This window comes from Bacillus sp. 1780r2a1, assembly GCA_024134725.1.
In the GTDB taxonomy this organism is placed as follows: domain Bacteria; phylum Bacillota; class Bacilli; order Bacillales; family Bacillaceae_H; genus Priestia; species Priestia aryabhattai_A.
On the sequence record CP099863.1, the window covers coordinates 1,360,170 to 1,381,224 of the forward strand.

A 21,055-nucleotide genomic window follows, 5' to 3' on the forward strand; every position below is an offset into this window, starting at 1 on the left:
GGCAACCACGCTTTCTTAACTATAAGGAGGATTCATGGCACGTGGACATTTCTCAATTTGCTGCTTTGCGCAGAGAATTACATAAAATACCTGAGTTAGGATTTCAAGAATTGAAAACACAAGCGTTTTTATTGCGCTATATTGAAAGTCTTCCTCAAGAACATCTTGAAATTAAAACGTGGAAAACCGGTATCTTTGTAAAGGTCAAAGGGAAAAAACCAACAAAAACAATCGGCTACCGAGCTGATATTGATGGCCTCCCAATTACGGAAGAAACCGAGTATGAGTTTTCGTCCACTCATGAAGGTTTAATGCATGCATGTGGTCATGATTTTCACATGAGTATTGGTTTAGGAATCTTAACACACTTTGCAAGTTACCCAATTGATGATCATTTGCTGTTTATCTTTCAACCTGCAGAAGAGGGTCCAGGTGGGGCTCAGCCAATGCTTGAAAGCGAGATTATGAAAGAGTGGAAGCCTGACCAAATTGTGGCGCTACACATTGCCCCTGAATATCCAGTAGGATCAATTGCAGTAAAAGAAGGTCTTTTATTTGCGAACACATCTGAACTGTTTATTGATTTAAAAGGAAAAGGGGGACATGCAGCATACCCGCATAATACAAATGATATGGTAGTCGCTGCTTGTCAATTGGTTTCTCAACTGCAAACGATAGTGGCTAGAAACGTTGATCCATTAGATAGTGCCGTAATTACCGTTGGAAAAATTACTGCTGGAACGGTTCAAAATATTATTGCTGAGCGTGCTCACATTGAAGGGACCATTCGTACTTTATCTCCTGAGTCAATGGCACGTGTAAAAGAGCGAATTGAGGCTATTGTAAAAGGTGTGGAAGTAGGTTATCAGTGCGAGACAGTCATTGATTATGGTTGCATGTATCATCAAGTCTACAATGATCATGACATGACAAAGGAATTTATGACATTTGCGAGAGCCCAAGAAGAAGTAGAGGTTATTGATTGTCAAAAAGCGATGACGGGAGAAGATTTCGGTTATATGCTAAAAGAGATTCCAGGCTTTATGTTTTGGCTTGGGGTAAATTCTCCGTATGGCCTTCATCATTCAAAGCTTCAGCCAGATGAAAAAGCAATTGAGGTGGCCATTTCTCTTATCACTAGCTACTTTGAAATGAAAGGCAACGCATAAGAAAACCCCGGAAGCTTCCGGGGTTTTTTATTATCCGTTATCTTTAGCAAGCTGTGTTGATTCGCCATTCGACTTTTCAACGTATACTTGGTGTGGGAACGGGATTTCAATTCCATGCGTGTCAAAAGCTTCTTTAAACGCTTTACGAAGCTTACGTTCTACGCCCCACTGTTCGCCGTTTTTCGTTTTTCCAACAACTCGTAACACAACGTCCGATGCACCTAGGCCCTGAACGCCAAGGACGTTTGGTCCATCTACAATGTTCTCATCTTCTTGTGCAATACGATCACACACTTCTTGTAAGATGGAAGCTGCGCGATCAATATCGTCATCATATGAGATGCCGATGTCCACAAGTGCTCGCATATTTCCACGAGAGTGATTGCTTAGGCTTGTAATCTCACGATTTGGCACGTAGTGCAATGTGCCATCAAATCCGCGGATTTGAGTTGTACGAAGTCCTACAGATTCAACAATACCTGAAAAACTCCCTGTTGTTACATAGTCGTCTACATCGATTTGTTTTTCCAGCAGTAAGAAAAATCCTGTAACGATGTCGCTCACAAGTCCTTGAGCGCCAAAACCGATTGCTAACCCCACTACTCCAGCACCGGCAAGAAGTGCGGTCGCTTGTACGCCAACAGTTTCAAGTAACATCACAACAACAATAAAGATAAGAACGTATGAAAACACATTTACCATTAAGCTTTTAAGCGTAAGTGCTCGACCTTTTGATACAGTATCACGTTCCATCATACGGTTGAAAGAACGGTCAATAATACGCGTTCCAATGGAACGTACGATTAAGAAACCAATTAAGATGAGGACAAGCTTTAAAACAACTAATCCTGCAACCGTCAGAAGCTGTTCCCAATTGACTTCTGAAAAATTTAACATAAAAAATTCATCCTTTCTAAACATAAAACACTTAACTGGAAATAAATCAAAAAGATAACCATATGTAATGTAAAAACTTGCTTAGTTTCTGGCTCTTTCAGTACATTATTTTATTCCCGCTATTAGACATGCTAAACTTAATTTGTCCCTTTTTGCAAGTCATTAATGCTATTTTTTCTAGAAGTGAACAAAAAAAGTTCGTTTATCTTAGATAAAAATAGGGCATACCATGTATGTCGTCCTATTTCATGTAGTTTATAACTAATTAATAGGTATAATTTACTATATTTAAATGAAAAGCAGAATAAACATGAGCTTATTATTATGTTGGAGGGATGATTCATGCCAGAACGCATGGTAGCCAAGCAGGCCCCACGCTTTGAAATGGAAGCAGTACTGCCGAATAAAGAGTTTGGAAAAGTAAGCTTAGAAGAGAATATGAAACAAGAGAAATGGACAGTTCTTTTCTTTTACCCTATGGATTTTACAGCAGTATGTCCAACTGAAATTACGGCTTTGTCAGATCGCTACGATGAATTTAAAAAGCTAGAGGCAGAAGTAATTGGTGTTTCAACAGATACTATTCATACGCATTTAGCTTGGATTAAAGCAGATCGACGAGATAACGGACTAGGCCCAGTTAATTATCCTTTAGCCGCAGATACAAATCATATTGTTTCACGTGAATATGGCGTTTTAATTGAAGAGAAAGGCGTAGCTTTACGCGGGTTATTTATCATTAGTCCTCAAGGAGAACTAATGTATGCTGTTGTCAACCATAATAATATCGGCCGAGATGTAGATGAAACGCTGCGAGTGTTACACGCTCTACAAACTGGTGAGCTTTGTCCCGCAAATTGGAGACCAGGACAAGCAACGTTATAAAATCACGAAAAGCGTATGCTAAACATGAACATAAGAGATTTCTTACAGCTAAGTTCAGCTGTAGAGTTAGGTAAAACCAAGTGAAAATACATAAATGCTGATGTTTCTGAAAAGTAGACATCAGTGTTTTTTATGTTTTGTTTGTTCAGAAAGTGGAAAATACGTTTGAAGATGCCGAATTTATATCATACTAACGATAATTTAGTATTGAAGGAGGAATTTAGATGCAAATTGGAATGATTGGTTTAGGAAAGATGGGAGCTAACCTTTCTCTAAACTTGATGGAATACAACCATGCAGTTGTAGCATTTGACGTGAATAAAGAAGCAGTTAAAACGTTGGAGGAACAAGGAGCTTTAGGAGCTCATTCAGTAGAAGAATTAGTTAAAAAGTTAGAAAAGCCTAAAGTAGCTTGGGTTATGGTACCAGCAGGCGATCTTACAGAAAAGGTAATCAATGAACTTCACGACTTGCTTGATGAAGGAGATATTATTATAGATGGTGGAAATTCAAAGTATCAAGATTCTGTTCGTCGTGCTGAAAAAGCTCATCAAAAAGGAATTCACTTTTTTGATGTCGGAACTAGCGGCGGGATGGAAGGAGCACGAAATGGAGCTTGCATGATGATTGGTGGAGACAAGGAAGCTTTCGCACACATTGAACCTATTTTTAAAGATATCAATGTAGACAAAGGCTATCTATATGCAGGAGATGCAGGAAGCGGCCATTTCTTGAAAATGGTGCATAATGGAATTGAATATGGCATGATGCAAGCAATTGCAGAAGGATTTGATGTCTTGGAAAAAAGTCAGTTTAATTATGACTATGAAGCAGTTGCAAGAGTATGGAATAATGGCTCTGTTATCCGCTCATGGTTAATTGAACTGATGGAACGTGCCTTTTCAAAAGATCCTCGTTTGGATGATATCCGAGGTGTGATGCACTCTTCTGGAGAAGGAAAATGGACCGTTGAATCAGCTTTAGATTTACAAGTTCCAACACCAGTTATTGCTCTTTCACTAATGATGCGCTATCGTTCATTAGAAGATGATACCTTTACAGGAAAAGTTGTGGCTGCCCTTCGGAACGAATTCGGTGGTCATGCTGTAGAGAAGAAGTAAAGGAAAGCCTAAAAGCTGTGGAAATCCGCAGCTTTTTTTCTGCAAGCTGCTATGTAAAAAGGAAAGAAGCCTTACATTATGGTAAAATAAAGTAGTATATGGACTTCACTTGTTACTTTATGGAGGATTTTTCATGAAAAAGGAATTTGCAGTAATTGGATTAGGGAGATTTGGCGGTAGCATTTGTAAAACACTAAGCGATCAAGGCATGGAAGTACTGGCAATTGATACGGATGAAGAGAAAGTAAATGAGTATGCGAGTATTGCTTCACATGCTGTAGTAGGAGATTCTACGGATGAAGGTGTATTAAAAAGTTTAGGTATTCGCAACTTTGATCATGTCATAGTAGCAATTGGTGATAATATTCAAGCAAGTATCTTAACCACGCTGATTTTAAAAGAGCTAGGCGTAAAGAAAATTACGGTAAAAGCGCAAAACGATTATCATGCTAAGGTACTATCAAAAATTGGAGCTAACTTTATTGTGCATCCAGAGCGTGATATGGGTAGAAGAATTGCCAATAGTATGATTTCCAATAGCGTACTTGACTATTTAGAGCTATCGGATGAACATAGTATTGTTGAGTTAGTTGCTAGTAAAAGAATGGCGGGAAATACGCTTATTGATTTAGATATCCGTGCCAAATATGGTATCAATATTGTGGCAATTAAGAGGAACCAAGATATTATTGTCTCTCCGCAAGCATCAGAGTCAATCAAGCAGGGTGACATTTTAATTGTTATTGGTGCAGATGTAAATATTAATCGATTTGAAAATAAATTCGCAGATATGTAATGAAAACCTGCTTTCATCAATGGAAGCAGGTTTTTTACTATGTATTTATAGAAAATATGGATTTTATTGGTGTTTTGCTAGTACAATAGTAATCGGAGGAATGAAAGGTGAAAAAATTTTTAATACAAACCACTATTTTTTTAGCAATATGGATTACGCTTTTTATTTCAGTGTATGAAAGCGTAAATACTCTTGAATTACTTTTTTTAAATTTCCTCTCAATGCTTATTTATTTTACAAAACCGCTGTGGAAGCAGAAGTTTGGAAATCAAATGTGTCAGGTATTGGTACTATCAACCTTAGGGTTCTTTCTATCGTTCTCTCCACTTTTAATTGCACTTTTTCTATATGTTAGTGTTGAGACAGCTAGTGAAGTGAATGGGGGTTATTTTCGAATCTATGCTGTATGTACAATGGTTGCTTTTTTACTCTTAAGCTGGATTAAGCTAGAAGTGCCATTACTGCCAACAGTTATCATAACTGTACTAATTGGGGTCGTCTTGTATCAATTATGTATAAGCAGGGAAGATACGCAACAAAAACAGCTTTTATATGATGAGCTAAGAGGGGAATACCGTTCTCTCAAACGAATGAGTTTGGAGGCAGAGAAAGCTGCTCGAAATGAAGAAAGAACAAGAATTGCTCGAGATATTCACGATTCTGTCGGTCATAAATTAACGGCTTTATTATTAAATATTCAGGTGTTAAAGATGAGTCAAGAGTTAGAAAGTGTACAGTTGGACCAATTAAAACATTTGGCGGAAGAAAGCTTAGCGGAAACACGTCATGCTGTAAAAGAGTTGGATAAATCAACTTTACAAGGAGTAGCATCTGTTGTTCATTTAATTAGAAAGTTAGAATCAGAGAGTCATATGAACGTGTCGTTTACAGTGAAGCAACGAGTATTATCGCTGGCGTTGTCTAATATTCAAAGCGTTGCGTTGTATCGCGCTATTCAAGAGGGGTTTACAAACGCCATGCGTCATGGTAGTTCAAGAGAGTTAGCAATCACTTTAATGCTATCACCAGTAGGTGATTTATCTTTCCAGATAAAGAATAGCATTGCCACTGATACACCGCCTTTTCGAGAAGGGTTTGGGTTAAAATCACTAAAGCAACGGATTGAAAGTATCGATGGGCAAGTAAGTTACTTTCAAACACCTGAACATTTTTTTATAGAAGGCATTATTAAACTAGATTAATGAACGTGAAGAAGGTGAATTACTTGATTCATATTTTACTTGTAGAAGACCAAAGTATTGTTCGATCAGGAATTAAAATGATGATTGAACAGGATGTTTCGCTTTGCGTGCGAGCAGAAGCGAGTAATGGCAAAGAAGCGCTAGAGCAGTTGGAACGCCATTTGATTGATCTTGTAATCATGGACGTATCAATGCCAATTATGAACGGAATTGAATCGACACAGAGAATAAAAGCGCAGTGGCCGACAATACGCGTGCTAATGTTAACGACCTTTAATGATGAGGAGTATGCCATGCAGGCTCTTCAATATGGAGCAAATGGGTTTATGCTAAAAACCGCTGACCCTGAGCATCTCATTCAATCCATTCATAGCTGTATGAACGGTGGTTTAAGTATTCACGATCATGTAACAGCTAAAATTATGCCAAGGCTATTAAGGCAAGAGTCAACAGAGCCTATACAAGTTGAACTTACAAAAAGAGAACGAGAATTAGTCAAGCTTGTGGGGGAAGGAAAGACGAACAAAGAAATTGCAACAGAGCTTTATTTATCAATTGGAACGGTTAAGAATCATCTTACACAAATTTTACATAAGTTTGAGCTACGTGATCGCACTCAGTTAGCTATTTATGCTGTAAAAAATCACTTAGCGTGAAGAAATCTTCTGACAATCGATCAGAAGATTTTTTGTCATGTGACGGAGGTCATAGTTTGGGGAAGAAGAAGTGACGGAGGTAAGTGGTGAAGAAAGTGTTGAATTTATAAGATGAAGTAAGAAAGAAAATAAGGGAGTGAAGCCTCATGCTAGAAGTTGTCGAACTAAATAAAGTATACAAAAAAACGAAAGTAGTAAATAATGTTAGCTTATTTTTGGAACGCGGCGAAACAATTGGATTATTAGGGCCAAACGGTGCAGGAAAGTCAACAACCATTTCTTTGATTTCGTCTCTTATTAAACCGTCAAGCGGTGACATACGTATCAATGGGAAAAGCAGCATAGGTAATCCAAGTCATATGAGAAAAGTACTGGGCGTTGTACCTCAAGAACTAGCTTTATATGATGAATTAACCGCAAGAGAAAACCTAGACTTTTTTGGAAGAACTCAAAGGATGAAAGGAAAACACTTGGCTGAAAAAGTAGATGAAATTTTAAATATGATTAGCTTAACAAATCGCCAGCATGATCGTGTCAAAATCTTTTCTGGAGGAATGAAAAGACGACTTAATATTGGTATCGCTCTTCTTCATAGTCCAAAGCTTTTAATTATGGATGAACCAACCGTTGGAATTGATCCGCAGTCTAGGTTTCATATTTTAGAGTCAGTTAAGCATTTAAATCAGCACTATGGTATTAGCGTAATCTATACAAGCCACTATATGGAAGAAGTGGAACAGCTTTGCCATCGCATTTACATTATGGATAAAGGAAATATTATTGCTTCTGGTACAAAAGAAGAGCTTCGAAGTATTTTATCTTCTGAACAAGTTATTCATTTTAAGGCCGATTGGATTAAAGAAGGACTTATTCATAAGCTACAGTCTCACCCAGCTGTTTCAAAGTTAACGCATACGGATGGATCTGTTCAGTTCTCTGTTCCCAAAAATGTGAATATACTAGCCGATTTATTTAAGTTTGCTGAGGAACAAGAGATGATGATTTCTTCTGTTCAGATTGAAGCACCTACGCTTGAAGATGTGTTTTTACATTTGACTGGTCGAACGTTAAGAGATTAATGAGGGGGAATCAGGATGTTTTTTGCGCTTTTAAAAAAGCAGTTCATACAGTTTGTTAGACGCCCTCAAGAACTTATTATTTTATTATTAATGCCATTTGTTTTAATTGTAATCTTAGGGTTTTCTCTCGGAAGTATTATGTCTGATAAGCCTGGTTTTGAAGCTACTATTGGGATAGTTGTTAAAGGAGATGAAGAACAAGAAATAGAGAACTTTAAGGAAGAATTAGCCCAACAAGCGTTACCTGAGGAAGCGAAGAAGCAGATGCTTGCGACTGTTAATCACATGAAGCCAATAGAGTTTTTGCTGCAAAATACGTTTCAACACAAAGAAGTCATGCAGTTTATTAAGGTCAAACACCTTTCAAATAAAGAACTTGAAAAAGCTAAGCGAAGCAATGAGTATAACGTAATTGTAGTATTTCCTAAAGGTTTCTCATATGAAGTGTTACAAAAGCAGTTTTTTAATAAAGATTTTGAGAATCCACCGCTAACCATTATTCGAAATGAAGATAAATCGATTGGGGCAGATACAGCAACTAGTATAATGGAAGCTTATCAGCAAAGGTTATCTCTATACACATATGCTAGTCAAGTAAATCCTGAAAAAGCAAGTAATATCGAGATAGCAGGTTCTTTAGGAGAAAAAGAAACGGCGAACAAAGAAAAGCCAATCTCAGCTCTTGCTTACTATGCTATAGGAATGAGCATGATGTTTGTTCTCTATATTGCTCCTAGCTTAGCTACGAACGCTTATGTAGAAAAAGAAGCGCATAGCTTGTCACGAATCATTCTTGCTAACGTATCTCCAACTCTTTATTATTTTAGTATTTTCTGTACGGGTTTCTTGCTAGCTCTATGTCAATTGCTTATTTTATATAGTCTCGTGGCGATATGCTTTGGGGTTATCTGGTCGAACTTAGTAGGTTTTATTATCATTACTGTTTCTGTGAGTATGGCTGTAGGTGGAATTAGCGCATGTCTATCCTCTGTTGTTCATCGCTTGAATTCAGAAGATATGGTTTCAATTTTTCGAAATGTTGTAGTTACGATATTAGCATTTTTAGGAGGAAGCTTTTTTCCGACTGAACAGCTTTCAAGCCAGCTTGCAACAATTGGAGGAATCGTTCCAAACGGAGCTGGTACGCAAGCTTACTTGCGCGTATTGCAAGGAGAATCCATTCAAAACATTAGAGGAGAACTCTTTACGTTGTTTGTGACGACTGTCGTCATGTTTAGTACTGTCTGGTTGTTTGGAAGGAAGGGGTGGAAAAGGTGAATACGATTTTAATCGGTCGATTTAAGCAGCTGCGTAGAAATCCATGGGCGGTGTTGGTGTCCCTCTTTTTAGTTATTGTATTCGCGTACTTAATGGGAAAAGTTGATCAAACGAGCACTACGATTCTTGTGTATAGTAATGATCAACAAGAAAATATTACATCCCTTGTTCAGGACTTAAACCAAACCAAGCATTTACTATTTAAAGAAAGCAATGAAAAAGAAGCGAGAGAGCAAGTGAAAGAAGGTAAAGCAGAAGTAGCTTTAGAAGCAGGAATAAATGATTTTAAGTTGATTTTAACATCCGAAACAACACTTACAGAAAAAGTACATCAGCATGTGAAAACATATTACGAAAAGCGCATGCAAACCAAAGCACTTGCTCGAGAGTTTACAGCTAAAGAAGCAGAAATAATTAACAAACAAATTAAAGAGGCTCCTGTCTTTGAAATTAATATAGAAAGTATGCAAAAAACAGAAGGAATTATGCTTCAAGAGAATATGCAGGCCCTCTTTGGCTTTACACTATTTTTTATCATATATACCATTGGATTTAGCGTGCTCAAAATTTTGCAGGACCGTAAAATTGGAGTTTGGGACCGCCTTCTTATTTCAAGACTTTCAAGAGTGGACCTTTACTCAGGAAACTTGGTATATGCATTTTTAATTGCCTATATAGAAGTCATTGTTATTTTTAGTATCTTTCATTTTGGCCTGGGAATAGACTTTAACGGTCGATTTGCACTTAGCTTACTCGTTGTGATTCCTTACTTATTGGCAACTGTTGCTCTATGTATGTTCTTAGCAGGAGTAGTCAAAAGCATTGCTCAGTATCACGTGCTGATTCCGCTATTAGCGGTGAGTATGGCAATGATAGGAGGGGCATATTGGCCTCTTGAGATTGTCACATCTCCAGTTATGCTCACACTTTCAAAGTTTGTACCATTAACATATGGAATGGACCTTTTAAAGCAAGTTGTGCTCTATAATCATGCATGGCAAACAATTATGTATTCAAGCCTCTTATTATGCATTATTACAGTGGTATTAATGGCTCTTGGAATTAATATTTTAGAAAAGAAACATACGTAAAAAGGATTCGCGTGAGCGAATCCTTTTTCTTATACTTCCATAATGATTGGTAAAATCATTGGACGACGTTTTGTCTTTTCGTAGAGGAATGGAGCTAATGTATCTGTAATTTCATTTTTAATTTCAGACCATTGAGACGTACGGCGCTCCATTACTTTGTTTAAGTGCTTTGTAATTAATGATTGTGCATCGTTAATTAGGTCACCAGACTCGCGCATGTAAACAAATCCACGTGAGATAATATCTGGACCCGCTGCAATTTTAAAGTCTTTCATATTGATGCTAACAACAACGATTACAAGGCCTTCTTCGGATAGAATACGGCGATCTCGCAGTACGATATTACCAATATCACCAATGCCACTTCCATCAATATAAACAGAACCAGATGGGATTTTACCAGCTACAGATGCCTCATTTTCGCTTAGTGCTAATACTTCACCGTTATCCATAATGAAACAGTTCTCTTCTTGCACACCGCAGTCAGTTGCTAGCTTGATATGCATTTTTTGCATGCGATACTCACCGTGAATTGGCATAAAGTACTTTGGTTTCATTAAGCGAAGCATTAATTTTTGTTCTTCTTGTCCACCGTGACCTGACGTATGAATATCATTCAGTTTACCATGAATAACTTCAGCACCAGCACGGAATAACATATCAATTGTTTTGCTTACGCTTACTGTATTACCTGGGATTGGTGATGAAGAGAAAACAACTGTATCTCCAGGAATAATTTGAATTTGACGGTGTGTACCGTTTGCAATACGTGATAAAGCAGCCATTGGTTCACCTTGACTACCCGTACATAAAATTGTTACGCGGTTAGCAGGAATACGATTAATTTGAGATGGTTCAATAAACGTATCTTTTGGACAAGAGATATAGCCAAGCTCCTGGCCAATATCGATTGCGGCTTCCATGCTACGACCAAAAACAGCAATTTTACGGTTGTTTAATACAGCGGCTTCAACAACTTGTTGCAAACGATGAATGTTAGATGCAAACGTTGCAAAAATAATGCGTCCTTCAACTTTACGGAAAATGTCATGAATGCTGTCACCAACGCGACGCTCAGACATTGTAAAGTTAGGGATTTCACTGTTTGTACTATCTGATAGTAGACATAATACGCCGTCTTTACCGATTTCAGCCATCTTTGTTAAGTTCGCTGGCTCTCCTACTGGTGTAAAGTCAAACTTAAAGTCACCTGTATGTACAATTTGTCCGTTTGGTGTTTTAACAACAATACCGTATGAATCAGGAATGCTGTGCGTTGTACGGAAAAACGTTACCGATGTTTTGCGAAACTTAATTACGTCATCTTCTGTAATTTCATGAAGCTGTGCGCTTCTAAGTAATCCGTGCTCATCAAGCTTGTTACGCAGTAATCCTAATGCTAATTTTCCAGCATAAATTGGAATATTTACTTGGCGTAAAAGATAAGGAATTCCACCAATGTGATCCTCATGGCCATGTGTTACGAAAAGTCCACGAATTTTATCTGCGTTTTTTACTAGATAGCTGTAATCCGGAATGACATAGTCGATACCCAGTAGTTCATCTTCTGGAAACTTAATTCCAGCATCGATAAGGATAATTTCATCTTGAAACTGTACGGCATAGGTATTCTTACCGATTTCACCTAGTCCACCTAGAGCGAATACCGCCGTCTGATTATTTTTTACAAATTTCATTTTTATCATATCTCCAATACTTTAAAATCTTCGCTGTGTTGCTCATATTCTAAATAGTCTCCGTCCACTAGTTGAACAAATTCAATGTTAATTGAACGCGATTTTAACTTTTTACGAACGTCGCGTTCAGAATCTCCTTCTACATAAACAGTCTGTGTGTTTTCACGAACTGGTACTTCTGTTAATTTTTCTTGAAAATATACTTTAAAAATCATAACTTCATTCTCTCCTTAAATCCGAAATTCAAATAACTTATTTTATTATAATATAAAATGTGTATGTATTTCATGTATTTTCTAAAGAAACTTGCTTTCACTACATTTTAGACATCAAAATAACACAAGTCAATTCGTTAGGAGCAAAATAATGGCTATTTCTACAGATAAAACCTAAAAAATATTAAGAAACCATATGATTAGCTGATACAAAAATATTATTTTGTGAAAAAATTTGGATGATAGAGCTGCTTGTTTAAATAGAAAATAAGGGCTATTCTATTTTACGATGCAGACACACCCCCTGCAAATGTATTGATAGAAAGCCCTTAAATAATTAATTAAGCAATTGATTTCTTTCGCAATAATTCATTCCAACGTCTTAAAAGACGCTTTCGAAAATCTTTTAACATGAATTTCATCTCCTTTATATCTGGTGAATGCCTGTCTATATTTATAGTTGTAGTATATGAAAAAATACTTCAGACTTTCGTGGGTATATATGGAAAGATGGAGAAAGTGAATACGGTTTGTTATAATGACGTGAGAAACGAAAAAAATAGAAAAGTTAGGTGAAACAATGGACAAAAAAATAGTGTTTTTTGATATTGACGGTACATTGTTAGATCATGATAAAAAATTACCTCATTCAACAAAACAAGCGGTCAATCAGCTCAAGGAAAAAGGCTATGAAGTAGCGATTGCAACAGGTCGGGCACCGTTTATGTTTAAAGAGCTTCGAGATGAGCTCGGTATTGATACATATATTAGCTTTAATGGTCAGTACATCGTATTAAATGGTGAAGTTCTATATAAAAACCCATTGGATGTACAAGAGCTTCAGGCTCTTACCGCGTTTGCTGCTCAAAAAAATCACCCGGTTGTTTATCTAGATCATGATGATATGAGATCCAATATTGAATTTCATCCACATATTGAAGCAAGCATTAGCACGTTAAAGCTTGGTATTACACATCCAAATCACGACCCTATGTACTACGAAAATCGCGAAATTTATCAATCACTTCTTTTCTGTACAGATGGTGAAGAGAAACCTTATGAAGAAAAATTCAAGAAATTTGATTATATTCGTTGGCATGAATTCTCCACGGATGTGCTTCCTGCTGGTGGGTCAAAAGCAAAGGGAATTGAGGTTATGATTGATAAGCTAGGTTATAAGAAAGAGAATGTGTATGCATTTGGAGATGGCTTAAATGATATTGAAATGCTCTCATACGTAGGGAACGGCATAGCGATGGGGAATGCCCATGATGAAGTAAAAGAAGTGGCAAAGTATATAACAAAAGATGTGGCTGATAATGGGATTGCACACGGTCTTCAGCTTGTAGGATTACTGTCTTAACAGAAAAGTAGGAACCTGGACCGGTTCCTACTTTTTTAGCGCATATAAGGGTTTGCATTTTCAGGTTCTTTAAAGGGCTCTGTTTTATTAATGTGATCATAAAACATAACGCCATCAAGGTGGTCAATTTCATGCTGAAAGACCACGGCTAAGAGGCCTTTTAAACGAATTTTAACCTCTTCTCCTTCTAACGTGGTGCCTTTTACAGTAATACGCGCATACCTTGGGACAAATCCAGGTATTTCTTCATCTACGGACAAACAGCCCTCACCGCTTGTTAGATACGTTTTTTCAACAGAGTGGCTTACAATCTTTGGATTGAAAAGCGCATAGCTTTGTACGTTTCCACGCTCATCAGGTGCTTGAATAGCAATCATTCGCTTTGATACGTTGATTTGAGGAGCAGCTAATCCAATGCCAGGACGTAAATTATACTTGGCTGCAATTTCAGGGTCTTGGCTGTTTTGAACATACTCAAGTAGTTGTCTAAGCGTTTCTTTATCTTCAGCTGTTGCTGGAAGCTTTACTTCTTGTGCTACTTTGCGTAGAGTAGGGTGGCCATCCCTAATGATTTTATCCATTGTAATCACTGTTCACATCTCCCTAACGATATATGGTACTAATAGTTATGACATATACGTGTCAATTTAGTACTATAAAGTGTATCAAAAGACATATGAAAAGTCATCCGGGTTGCTATATGTAGAAGAGAAAGCCGTTTGACTTTCTCTTTTTTAACTAATTAACAGCCGCCCCAATTGCCTCCCCAGCTGCAGCCGATAATAACAAGTAGAATGAATAGTACAATTAAAAGAACGAAGCCTTTATTTGAACCGCCACAACCAGTTCCACATCCGTATCCATATCCTCCGTAATACATACCTAACACACTCCTGAACAGACAGAATCCCAAAAAACACAAACGATTGAACCGTTTTTTCTTGATGGGTTAGTATAATATATTAAAAGATAATAAAATGGTGTAGATGAATTGCTTAATTCGGCCAATAAAGATAAAATAGTGCTGGTATAAGGGAGGATTTACCAGGTATGAAGACTAAAAAAATAGTAAGTGCAATGGGTATAAGCATGATGCTTTTAGCAGGATGTTCAGCAGAAAGCGGAGAAGAGCTAGAGGTTTATAAAGCGCTTGAGAAAGTTGCTAATCAAGAGAAGCAGTTTATAAAAGAGCAACAACCGATGGTCGAACTCGAAGACAAAGAGAATGTTCTATATGAAGAAATCTTATCCATTGGAATGAAAGAAAAAGAAAAAGTGGATGAAAAAGCAGCGGAAGCGCTCCAGCTATTAGATGAACGAGAAGGGCATTTAGTGAAAGAGCAGGAGAGTATGCAGCGTTCAAAAGAGGAATTTGAAAAAGCCAAAGGGAAAATTGAACTGGTAAAAGATGAAGATATAGAGAAGCAAGCCAACAAGCTCGCTACTTTAATGGAAAGTCGCTACAAAGCATACGACTCGTTGTATGCTTCATATGAAGAATCGCTGGAGCTAGACAGAGAGCTATATACAATGTTTCGAAAAAACAACGTCAAGCTAAACGATTTAGAAAACCAAATTTCTTCTATTAATGAGATATACGAAAAGGTGCAAGAAAATAGTGAAAAGTTTAATCAAGCAACGGATGCTTATAATGAAGAGAAAAAGAGCTTTTATAAAAAGGTGAAATCAGATCAAGAATAAAAGCAGAAAACAGCCAAAGAAACAAGTCTTGGCTGTTTTTTTATTTGATATACAACAGTATTCGACACGAGTTAAAAAATTATAAAACGCTTTCATTCAAAGGGTTTGTAAGAAATTAAGGGGTAACATTAAGTAAGTTTTTTAACAGTTATTATAAGACAAGTAGTACAGAAGATGTTTGTGTAATAGCACAGGTGAATTTATCGTTTTTTTAAAGTAGAATAACGGAAAAAGCTTAAATTTATAAGCGTAAATAGATTGACGAACCGTTTTGATGTGGTGTACACTATTTAGCGTAGTAAGTGTTGTATTAATCATTTTGTTGAAATAATTAATACAGTTTAACGGAATGAAAGTTTCGCTTAAACTTTCCTTTTACTTAAATGTTTGAATCGAGTGCGCCCGGGAATACATAAAACATGTTGAAACAGGTAGCGGACTCAAATGAAATTCTAGTCGACAAAAAATGACTTTTAGGTGCTCGTTTTGGGTATCCTAGCAATGTGTATTTTTTGTTTGATTAGCACATTGAAAAGTAAGGCTTAAATGAAAGGAAGAGGTGACTTAGATGGCTGCTAAAACTAAAAAAGCTATTATTGATGTATCAAAGCAACTTGATAAAATTGCTGAGCAGTACCAAACGTTCCAAATTCTTAATGAAGAGGGCGAAGTAGTAAATAAATCAGCAATGCCGGATTTATCTGATGAACAATTAAAAGAACTAATGACTCGTATGGTGTACACACGTATTCTTGACCAACGTTCAATTTCATTGAACCGTCAAGGTCGTTTAGGTTTCTATGCACCAACAGCTGGTCAAGAAGCTTCTCAAATTGCATCTCACTTTGCATTAGAGAAAGAAGACTTCATTTTACCTGGATACCGTGATGTACCACAATTAATCTGGCACGGTCTTCCATTATACCAAGCGTTCTTATTCTCTCGTGGTCACTTACACGGTAACCAAATGCCAGAGGATCTAGGCGCACTTTCACCACAAATCATTATCGGTGCACAAATCGTTCAAACAGCGGGTGTTGCATTAGGTCTTAAAAAACGTGGTAAAAAAGCAGTAGCAATCACTTACACTGGTGACGGCGGAGCTTCACAAGGTGACTTCTACGAAGGTATGAACTTTGCGGGTGCGTTCAAAGCTCCAGCAATCTTCGTTGTTCAAAACAACCGTTTTGCAATCTCAACACCAGTTGAAAAGCAATCTGCAGCTAAAACAATCGCTCAAAAAGCAGCTGCTGTAGGTATCCCAGGGGTACAAGTAGATGGAATGGATCCATTAGCAGTTTATGTTGCTGTAAGCGAAGCACGTGAGCGCGCAGTAAACGGCGAAGGTCCAACATTAGTTGAAACATTAACTTACCGTTATGGTCCACATACAATGGCTGGAGATGACCCAACACGTTATCGTACAGCAGAGCTTGATACTGAGTGGGAAAAGAAAGATCCACTAGTACGCTTCCGTAAATTCTTAGAAGCTAAAGGCATCTGGAATGAAGAAGAAGAAAACAAAGTAATCGAGCAAGCTAAAGAAGATATTAAAAATGCAATCAAAAAAGCAGATGACTATCCAAAACAAAAAGTAACAGACTTAATGGATATCATGTATGAAGAAATGCCTTTCAACTTGAAAGAGCAGTATGAAATCTACAAAGAGAAGGAGTCGAAGTAAGCCATGGCGCAAATGACATTGATTCAAGCAATCACTGATGCGTTACGCACAGAAATGAAAAACGACGAAAACGTATTAGTTTTTGGTGAAGACGTTGGCGTAAACGGTGGGGTATTCCGTGCAACAGAAGGTCTTCAACAAGAATTCGGTGAAGATCGCGTTTTCGATACACCACTTGCTGAATCTGGTATCGGTGGTCTTGCTGTTGGTCTATCGACTCAAGGTTTCCGTCCAGTACCTGAAATTCAATTCTTTGGTTTCGTATATGAAGTTCTTGATTCAGTTTCTGGTCAAGCAGCTCGTATGCGCTACCGTTCTGGCGGTCGTTGGAACGCACCAATCACGTTCCGTTCACCATTCGGTGGTGGCGTGCATACACCAGAACTTCACGCTGACAGCTTAGAAGGTTTAGTAGCATCTCAACCTGGTTTAAAAGTTGTAATTCCTTCAACTCCATATGATGCAAAAGGTCTTTTAATTTCAGCAATCCGTGACAACGATCCTGTTGTTTACTTAGAACACATGAAATTATACCGTTCATTCCGTCAAGAAGTACCTGAAGAAGCTTACACAATTGAAATTGGTAAAGCTGACGTAAAACGTGAAGGTACTGACGTTTCAATCTTCGCTTATGGTGCAATGGTTCATTCATCATTAAAAGCAGCTGAAGAATTAGAAAAAGAAGGCGTATCTGTAGAAGTTGTTGACTTACGTACAGTTCAGCCTTTAGATATCGAAACAATCATCGCATCAGTTGAAAAAACTGGTCGCGCAATTGTTGTTCAAGAAGCTCAAAAGCAAGCTGGTATCGCTTCAAACGTTGTAGCTGAAATCAACGACCGCGCAATCTTAAGCTTAGAAGCTCCAGTATTACGCGTAGCTGCTCCAGATACAGTATTCCCATTCTCTCAAGCAGAGGGCGTTTGGTTACCAGACCACAAGGATATTGTAGCAACTGCTAAAAAAGTTCTTGAATTTTAATTGATTGTTACTCTATAGAAATCAGCATTTTGCTGATTTCTATTGTAAATAAGGTATAAAAACCAACTAAACATATTGCAACTAACTAGGAGGTTGAAGACACGTGGCATTTGAATTTAAACTGCCGGATATCGGTGAAGGTATCCACGAAGGTGAAATCGTAAAATGGTTCGTAAAAGCTGGAGATGAAATCGATGAGGATGATGTACTTGCCGAAGTACAAAACGACAAAGCTGTTGTTGAAATCCCATCTCCTGTAAAAGGTAAAGTATTAGAAGTTAAGGTTGACGAAGGTACAGTAGCAACTGTAGGTCAAGTTATCGTAACTTTTGATGCTCCTGGTTATGAAGACTTAAAATTCAAAGGCGACGACCATGACGATGCGCCAAAACAAGAAGAAGCTCCAAAAGAAGAAGAGCAAGTTCAAGCAACAGCTGAAGCTGGACAAGACGTAGAAAAAGCAGCAGCTAACGCACAACCACAAGCTGAAGTAGATCCAAACCGCAAAGTTATTGCTATGCCTTCAGTTCGTAAATATGCTCGTGAAAAAGGTGTAGACATTAAAGCTGTTCCAGGATCAGCGAAAAACGGCCGTATCGTAAAGGAAGACATCGATAGCTTCTTATCTGGTGGCTCAACTGCAGCAGCTTCAACAGCAACTGAAGAAGCTCCAGCGGCAACTGAAGCAGCACCAAAAGCAGCAGCTACAGCTACAGCAATTCCAGAAGGTGACTTACCAGAAACTCGTGAGAAAATGAGCGGTATTCGCCGTGCAATTGCAAAAGCAATGGTTAACTCTAAGCAAACAGCGCCTCACGTAACATTAATGGACGAAATTGATGTAACAGCACTTGTTGCACACCGTAAGAAGTTCAAATCAGTAGCAGCTGACCAAGGTATTAAATTAACATTCTTACCTTATGTTGTTAAAGCATTAACTTCTGCACTTAAGAAGTTCCCAGCTCTTAACACATCTATTGATGATTCTACTGATGAAGTAATCCAAAAACACTACTACAACATCGGTATCGCGGCTGATACTGAAAAAGGTCTTTTAGTACCTGTAGTGAAAAATGCTGACCGCAAGTCTGTATTTGAGATTTCTGATCAAATTAATGACCTTGCTGGAAAAGCACGTGAAGGTAAGCTAGCTCCTGCTGAAATGAAAGGCGCTTCTTGCACAATCACAAACATCGGTTCTGCTGGTGGACAATGGTTCACGCCAGTAATTAACCACCCAGAAGTTGCAATCTTAGGTATCGGACGCATTGCTGAAAAACCAGTTGTACGCGACGGTGAAATTGTAATTGCTCCAGTATTAGCATTATCTCTAAGCTTTGACCACCGTATCATTGATGGTGCAACAGCTCAAAACGCTCTTAACCAAATTAAGCGTTTATTAAATGATCCAGAATTATTATTAATGGAGGCGTAATAAATGGTAGTAGGAGATTTCCCAATCGAAACTGATACTCTTGTCATTGGTGCTGGCCCTGGTGGTTACGTTGCAGCAATTCGTGCAGCTCAACTAGGACAAAAAGTAACAATCGTTGAAAAAGGTAACCTTGGTGGTGTATGCTTAAACGTTGGTTGTATTCCTTCAAAAGCATTAATCGCAGCAGGTCACCGCTTCGAAGAAGCAAAACACTCAGAAGATATGGGTATTTTTGCTGAAAATGTAACTGTTGACTTTACAAAAGTTCAAGAGTTCAAAAACGGCGTAGTAAACAAACTTACTGGCGGTGTTGAAGGCTTACTTAAAGGGAATAAAGTAGACATCGTAAAAGGTGAAGCTTACTTCGTAGATAGCGAAACTGTACGTGTAATGGATGAAAATTCTGCACAAACGTATAAGTTTAAAAATGCAATTCTTGCAACTGGTTCTCGTCCAATCGAGATTCCAGGATTCAAATTCTCTGAGCGTGTAATCAACTCTACAGGTGCTTTAGCGCTTAAAGAAGTTCCTAAAAAATTAGTTGTAATCGGTGGAGGTTACATTGGTACTGAGCTTGGTACTGCTTATGCTAACTTCGGAACTGAAGTAACATTTGTTGAAGCAGCTGATGAAATCTTAGCTGGTTTCGAAAAACAAATGAGCTCTCTTGTAAAACGTAACCTTAAGAAAAAAGGAAACGTTGAAATCTTCACTAAAGCGATGGCTAAAGGTGTAGAAGAAACTGCTGATGGCGTTAAGGTAACGTTTGAAGTTGGTGGAGAAGCAAAAACAGTTGAAGCTGATTACGTATTAGTAACGGTTGGTCGTCGTCCAAACACTGACGAGCTTGGTCTTGAGCAAGTTGGCGTAAAAATGACTGATCGCGGTGTAATCGAAACTGACAAGCAATGCCGTACGTCTGTAAGCAACATCTATGCAATTGGTGATATCGTTTCTGGACCACCACTTGCACACAAAGCTTCTTACGAAGGTAAAATTGCTGCTGAAGCAATCGCTGGTGAGCCAGCTGAAATTGACTACTTAGGAATTCCAGCTGTTGTATTCTCTGAGCCTGAGCTTGCAAGCGTAGGTTACACAGAAGCACAAGCGAAAGAAGAAGGTTTAGCAATTCAAGCTTCTAAATTCCCATTCGCGGCTAACGGACGTGCACTTGCACTTAACGCTGCAGAAGGATTCTTAAAGCTAATCACTCGTAAAGAAGATGGCGTTGTAATCGGTGCTCAAATTGCTGGTCCAAGCGCATCTGACATGATCGCTGAACTTGGTCTTGCAATCGAGAGCGGTATGACTGCTGAAGATATTGCATTAACAATCCATGCTCACCCAACATTAGGTGAGATTACAATGGAAGCAGCTGAAGTAGCAATTGGAAGCCCAATTCACATTGTAAAATAATATATGAAAAAGCTCGTGCCTAAAGGCACGAGCTTTTTTGTTGTAAAACGTGGGCAAGCTGCATATAAGTGATGTAAGTGCATGATTTAAAAGTGAGGAATGAGCTATGATAAAACCCTTTTTATATGGCTTACAGCTGATAGTTTGGACCGGCTATGCGACGGTGGAGCTGTTATCAAAACGTGATGAGCTAACAGCAAAAGTTATTCTTTTCTTCGTATTTGCTTATTTAGCATATGGAATTGCAGAGATGAATGTACACTCTAAAAGAAAAGCGTTCTTTTTGACTTGTAGCTCTCTTTTTGTGTTTTTTCTGGGGTATACTATCCTTTTTTTATTTATTAATTGATAATAAAAGGATTATTTCGTTTAATGTGAAATTATAACAT

At 38.0% G+C, this 21,055-nt stretch carries 21 protein-coding genes; 16 read left to right on the plus strand and 5 right to left on the minus strand.

The genetic code is table 11. The features are described 5' to 3' along the window. The first annotated feature begins 41 nt into the window (after positions 1 to 41). On the plus strand, positions 42 to 1,169 hold the full coding sequence (locus tag NIZ91_06820; GenBank protein ID USY56359.1) for an N-acetyldiaminopimelate deacetylase: 1,128 nt from the start codon (positions 42 to 44) through the stop codon (positions 1,167 to 1,169). A 30-nt stretch (positions 1,170 to 1,199) separates the two neighbouring features. On the opposite strand, the gene NIZ91_06825 is transcribed toward NIZ91_06820, so the two are convergent. Then, the gene (locus NIZ91_06825; GenBank protein USY56360.1) at positions 1,200 to 2,066 is read right to left on the minus strand and encodes a mechanosensitive ion channel family protein; all 867 of its coding nucleotides are present in this window, start codon (positions 2,064 to 2,066) and stop codon (positions 1,200 to 1,202) included. Positions 2,067 to 2,408: 342 nt separating this feature from the next. On the opposite strand from NIZ91_06825, the gene NIZ91_06830 reads away from it, so the two are divergent. From NIZ91_06830 to NIZ91_06865, 8 genes are all read left to right on the plus strand, one after another. After that, the gene (locus tag NIZ91_06830; GenBank protein ID USY56361.1) at positions 2,409 to 2,951 is read left to right on the plus strand and encodes a peroxiredoxin; all 543 of its coding nucleotides are present in this window, start codon (positions 2,409 to 2,411) and stop codon (positions 2,949 to 2,951) included. 224 nt (positions 2,952 to 3,175) lie between these two features. Continuing rightward, positions 3,176 to 4,072: a decarboxylating 6-phosphogluconate dehydrogenase gene (gnd, locus tag NIZ91_06835; protein ID USY56362.1), complete on the plus strand. Its 897-nt coding sequence runs from the start codon at positions 3,176 to 3,178 to the stop codon at positions 4,070 to 4,072. Between the two features lie 133 nt (positions 4,073 to 4,205). Then, positions 4,206 to 4,868 carry a TrkA family potassium uptake protein gene (locus NIZ91_06840; GenBank protein USY56363.1) on the plus strand — a complete coding sequence of 221 codons (663 nt, stop codon included), beginning with the start codon at positions 4,206 to 4,208 and terminating at the stop codon, positions 4,866 to 4,868. A 107-nt stretch (positions 4,869 to 4,975) separates the two neighbouring features. Continuing rightward, positions 4,976 to 6,070 carry a histidine kinase gene (locus NIZ91_06845; protein ID USY56364.1) on the plus strand — a complete coding sequence of 365 codons (1,095 nt, stop codon included), beginning with the start codon at positions 4,976 to 4,978 and terminating at the stop codon, positions 6,068 to 6,070. Positions 6,071 to 6,093: 23 nt separating this feature from the next. Beyond that, positions 6,094 to 6,726 (plus strand): response regulator transcription factor, encoded by a 633-nt coding sequence (locus NIZ91_06850; protein ID USY56365.1) that lies wholly within the window; start codon positions 6,094 to 6,096, stop codon positions 6,724 to 6,726. 146 nt (positions 6,727 to 6,872) lie between these two features. Continuing rightward, positions 6,873 to 7,805 (plus strand): ABC transporter ATP-binding protein, encoded by a 933-nt coding sequence (locus tag NIZ91_06855; GenBank protein ID USY56366.1) that lies wholly within the window; start codon positions 6,873 to 6,875, stop codon positions 7,803 to 7,805. A gap of 15 nt (positions 7,806 to 7,820) precedes the next feature. Further along, positions 7,821 to 9,083, plus strand: a complete 1,263-nt coding sequence (locus NIZ91_06860) for an ABC transporter permease (protein USY56367.1) — start codon at positions 7,821 to 7,823, stop codon at positions 9,081 to 9,083. After that, entirely contained in the window at positions 9,080 to 10,174 is a 1,095-nt protein-coding gene (locus tag NIZ91_06865; GenBank protein USY56368.1) for an ABC transporter permease, read from the plus strand. The genes NIZ91_06860 and NIZ91_06865 overlap by 4 nt, the downstream gene beginning before the upstream one ends. A 29-nt stretch (positions 10,175 to 10,203) precedes the next feature. Here the strand turns inward: NIZ91_06865 and rnjA are convergent, their stop codons facing one another. Beyond that, the gene (gene rnjA / locus NIZ91_06870) at positions 10,204 to 11,871 is read right to left on the minus strand and encodes a ribonuclease J1 (GenBank protein ID USY56369.1); all 1,668 of its coding nucleotides are present in this window, start codon (positions 11,869 to 11,871) and stop codon (positions 10,204 to 10,206) included. Between the two features lie 5 nt (positions 11,872 to 11,876). After that, on the minus strand, positions 11,877 to 12,086 hold the full coding sequence (locus tag NIZ91_06875; GenBank protein USY56370.1) for a DNA-directed RNA polymerase subunit epsilon: 210 nt from the start codon (positions 12,084 to 12,086) through the stop codon (positions 11,877 to 11,879). Between the two features lie 580 nt (positions 12,087 to 12,666). Here NIZ91_06875 and NIZ91_06880 point away from each other — a divergent pair. Further along, positions 12,667 to 13,449 (plus strand): Cof-type HAD-IIB family hydrolase, encoded by a 783-nt coding sequence (locus NIZ91_06880; protein USY56371.1) that lies wholly within the window; start codon positions 12,667 to 12,669, stop codon positions 13,447 to 13,449. Between the two features lie 35 nt (positions 13,450 to 13,484). Here NIZ91_06880 and def read toward each other — a convergent pair whose 3' ends face one another. Together def and NIZ91_06890 are read right to left on the minus strand one after the other, a co-directional pair. Beyond that, positions 13,485 to 14,039 carry a peptide deformylase gene (def, locus tag NIZ91_06885; protein USY56372.1) on the minus strand — a complete coding sequence of 185 codons (555 nt, stop codon included), beginning with the start codon at positions 14,037 to 14,039 and terminating at the stop codon, positions 13,485 to 13,487. A gap of 152 nt (positions 14,040 to 14,191) precedes the next feature. Beyond that, positions 14,192 to 14,329, minus strand: coding sequence for a YjcZ family sporulation protein (locus tag NIZ91_06890; GenBank protein USY56373.1), 138 nt, complete (start codon positions 14,327 to 14,329; stop codon positions 14,192 to 14,194). A gap of 170 nt (positions 14,330 to 14,499) precedes the next feature. On the opposite strand from NIZ91_06890, the gene NIZ91_06895 reads away from it, so the two are divergent. From NIZ91_06895 to NIZ91_06920, 6 genes are all read left to right on the plus strand, one after another. After that, positions 14,500 to 15,150, plus strand: a complete 651-nt coding sequence (locus NIZ91_06895; GenBank protein USY56374.1) for a YkyA family protein — start codon at positions 14,500 to 14,502, stop codon at positions 15,148 to 15,150. Between the two features lie 568 nt (positions 15,151 to 15,718). Further along, positions 15,719 to 16,834, plus strand: a complete 1,116-nt coding sequence (pdhA, locus tag NIZ91_06900) for a pyruvate dehydrogenase (acetyl-transferring) E1 component subunit alpha (GenBank protein ID USY56375.1) — start codon at positions 15,719 to 15,721, stop codon at positions 16,832 to 16,834. Positions 16,835 to 16,837: 3 nt separating this feature from the next. Next, on the plus strand, positions 16,838 to 17,815 hold the full coding sequence (locus NIZ91_06905; protein USY56376.1) for an alpha-ketoacid dehydrogenase subunit beta: 978 nt from the start codon (positions 16,838 to 16,840) through the stop codon (positions 17,813 to 17,815). Between the two features lie 103 nt (positions 17,816 to 17,918). Continuing rightward, on the plus strand, positions 17,919 to 19,250 hold the full coding sequence (locus tag NIZ91_06910; GenBank protein USY56377.1) for a 2-oxo acid dehydrogenase subunit E2: 1,332 nt from the start codon (positions 17,919 to 17,921) through the stop codon (positions 19,248 to 19,250). Between the two features lie 3 nt (positions 19,251 to 19,253). Continuing rightward, positions 19,254 to 20,666: a dihydrolipoyl dehydrogenase gene (gene lpdA / locus NIZ91_06915; GenBank protein ID USY56378.1), complete on the plus strand. Its 1,413-nt coding sequence runs from the start codon at positions 19,254 to 19,256 to the stop codon at positions 20,664 to 20,666. Between the two features lie 106 nt (positions 20,667 to 20,772). Continuing rightward, the gene (locus tag NIZ91_06920) at positions 20,773 to 21,015 is read left to right on the plus strand and encodes a hypothetical protein (GenBank protein ID USY56379.1); all 243 of its coding nucleotides are present in this window, start codon (positions 20,773 to 20,775) and stop codon (positions 21,013 to 21,015) included. Positions 21,016 to 21,055 lie beyond the last annotated feature (40 nt).

Excerpts from the sequence above, each read along its gene's own strand:
- NIZ91_06825 (USY56360.1), bottom strand. The coding sequence starts at position 2,066 with ATGTTAAATTTTTCAGAAGTCAATTGGGAACAGCTTCTGACGGTTGCA.
- NIZ91_06830 (USY56361.1), top strand. The coding sequence starts at position 2,409 with ATGCCAGAACGCATGGTAGCCAAGCAGGCCCCACGCTTTGAAATGGAA.
- gnd (USY56362.1), top strand. The coding sequence starts at position 3,176 with ATGCAAATTGGAATGATTGGTTTAGGAAAGATGGGAGCTAACCTTTCT.
- NIZ91_06840 (USY56363.1), top strand. The coding sequence starts at position 4,206 with ATGAAAAAGGAATTTGCAGTAATTGGATTAGGGAGATTTGGCGGTAGC.
- NIZ91_06855 (USY56366.1), top strand. The coding sequence starts at position 6,873 with ATGCTAGAAGTTGTCGAACTAAATAAAGTATACAAAAAAACGAAAGTA.
- NIZ91_06860 (USY56367.1), top strand. The coding sequence starts at position 7,821 with ATGTTTTTTGCGCTTTTAAAAAAGCAGTTCATACAGTTTGTTAGACGC.
- rnjA (USY56369.1), bottom strand. The coding sequence starts at position 11,871 with ATGAAATTTGTAAAAAATAATCAGACGGCGGTATTCGCTCTAGGTGGA.
- NIZ91_06875 (USY56370.1), bottom strand. The coding sequence starts at position 12,086 with ATGATTTTTAAAGTATATTTTCAAGAAAAATTAACAGAAGTACCAGTT.
- NIZ91_06880 (USY56371.1), top strand. The coding sequence starts at position 12,667 with ATGGACAAAAAAATAGTGTTTTTTGATATTGACGGTACATTGTTAGAT.
- NIZ91_06890 (USY56373.1), bottom strand. The coding sequence starts at position 14,329 with ATGTATTACGGAGGATATGGATACGGATGTGGAACTGGTTGTGGCGGT.
- NIZ91_06895 (USY56374.1), top strand. The coding sequence starts at position 14,500 with ATGAAGACTAAAAAAATAGTAAGTGCAATGGGTATAAGCATGATGCTT.
- pdhA (USY56375.1), top strand. The coding sequence starts at position 15,719 with ATGGCTGCTAAAACTAAAAAAGCTATTATTGATGTATCAAAGCAACTT.
- NIZ91_06905 (USY56376.1), top strand. The coding sequence starts at position 16,838 with ATGGCGCAAATGACATTGATTCAAGCAATCACTGATGCGTTACGCACA.
- lpdA (USY56378.1), top strand. The coding sequence starts at position 19,254 with ATGGTAGTAGGAGATTTCCCAATCGAAACTGATACTCTTGTCATTGGT.
- NIZ91_06920 (USY56379.1), top strand. The coding sequence starts at position 20,773 with ATGATAAAACCCTTTTTATATGGCTTACAGCTGATAGTTTGGACCGGC.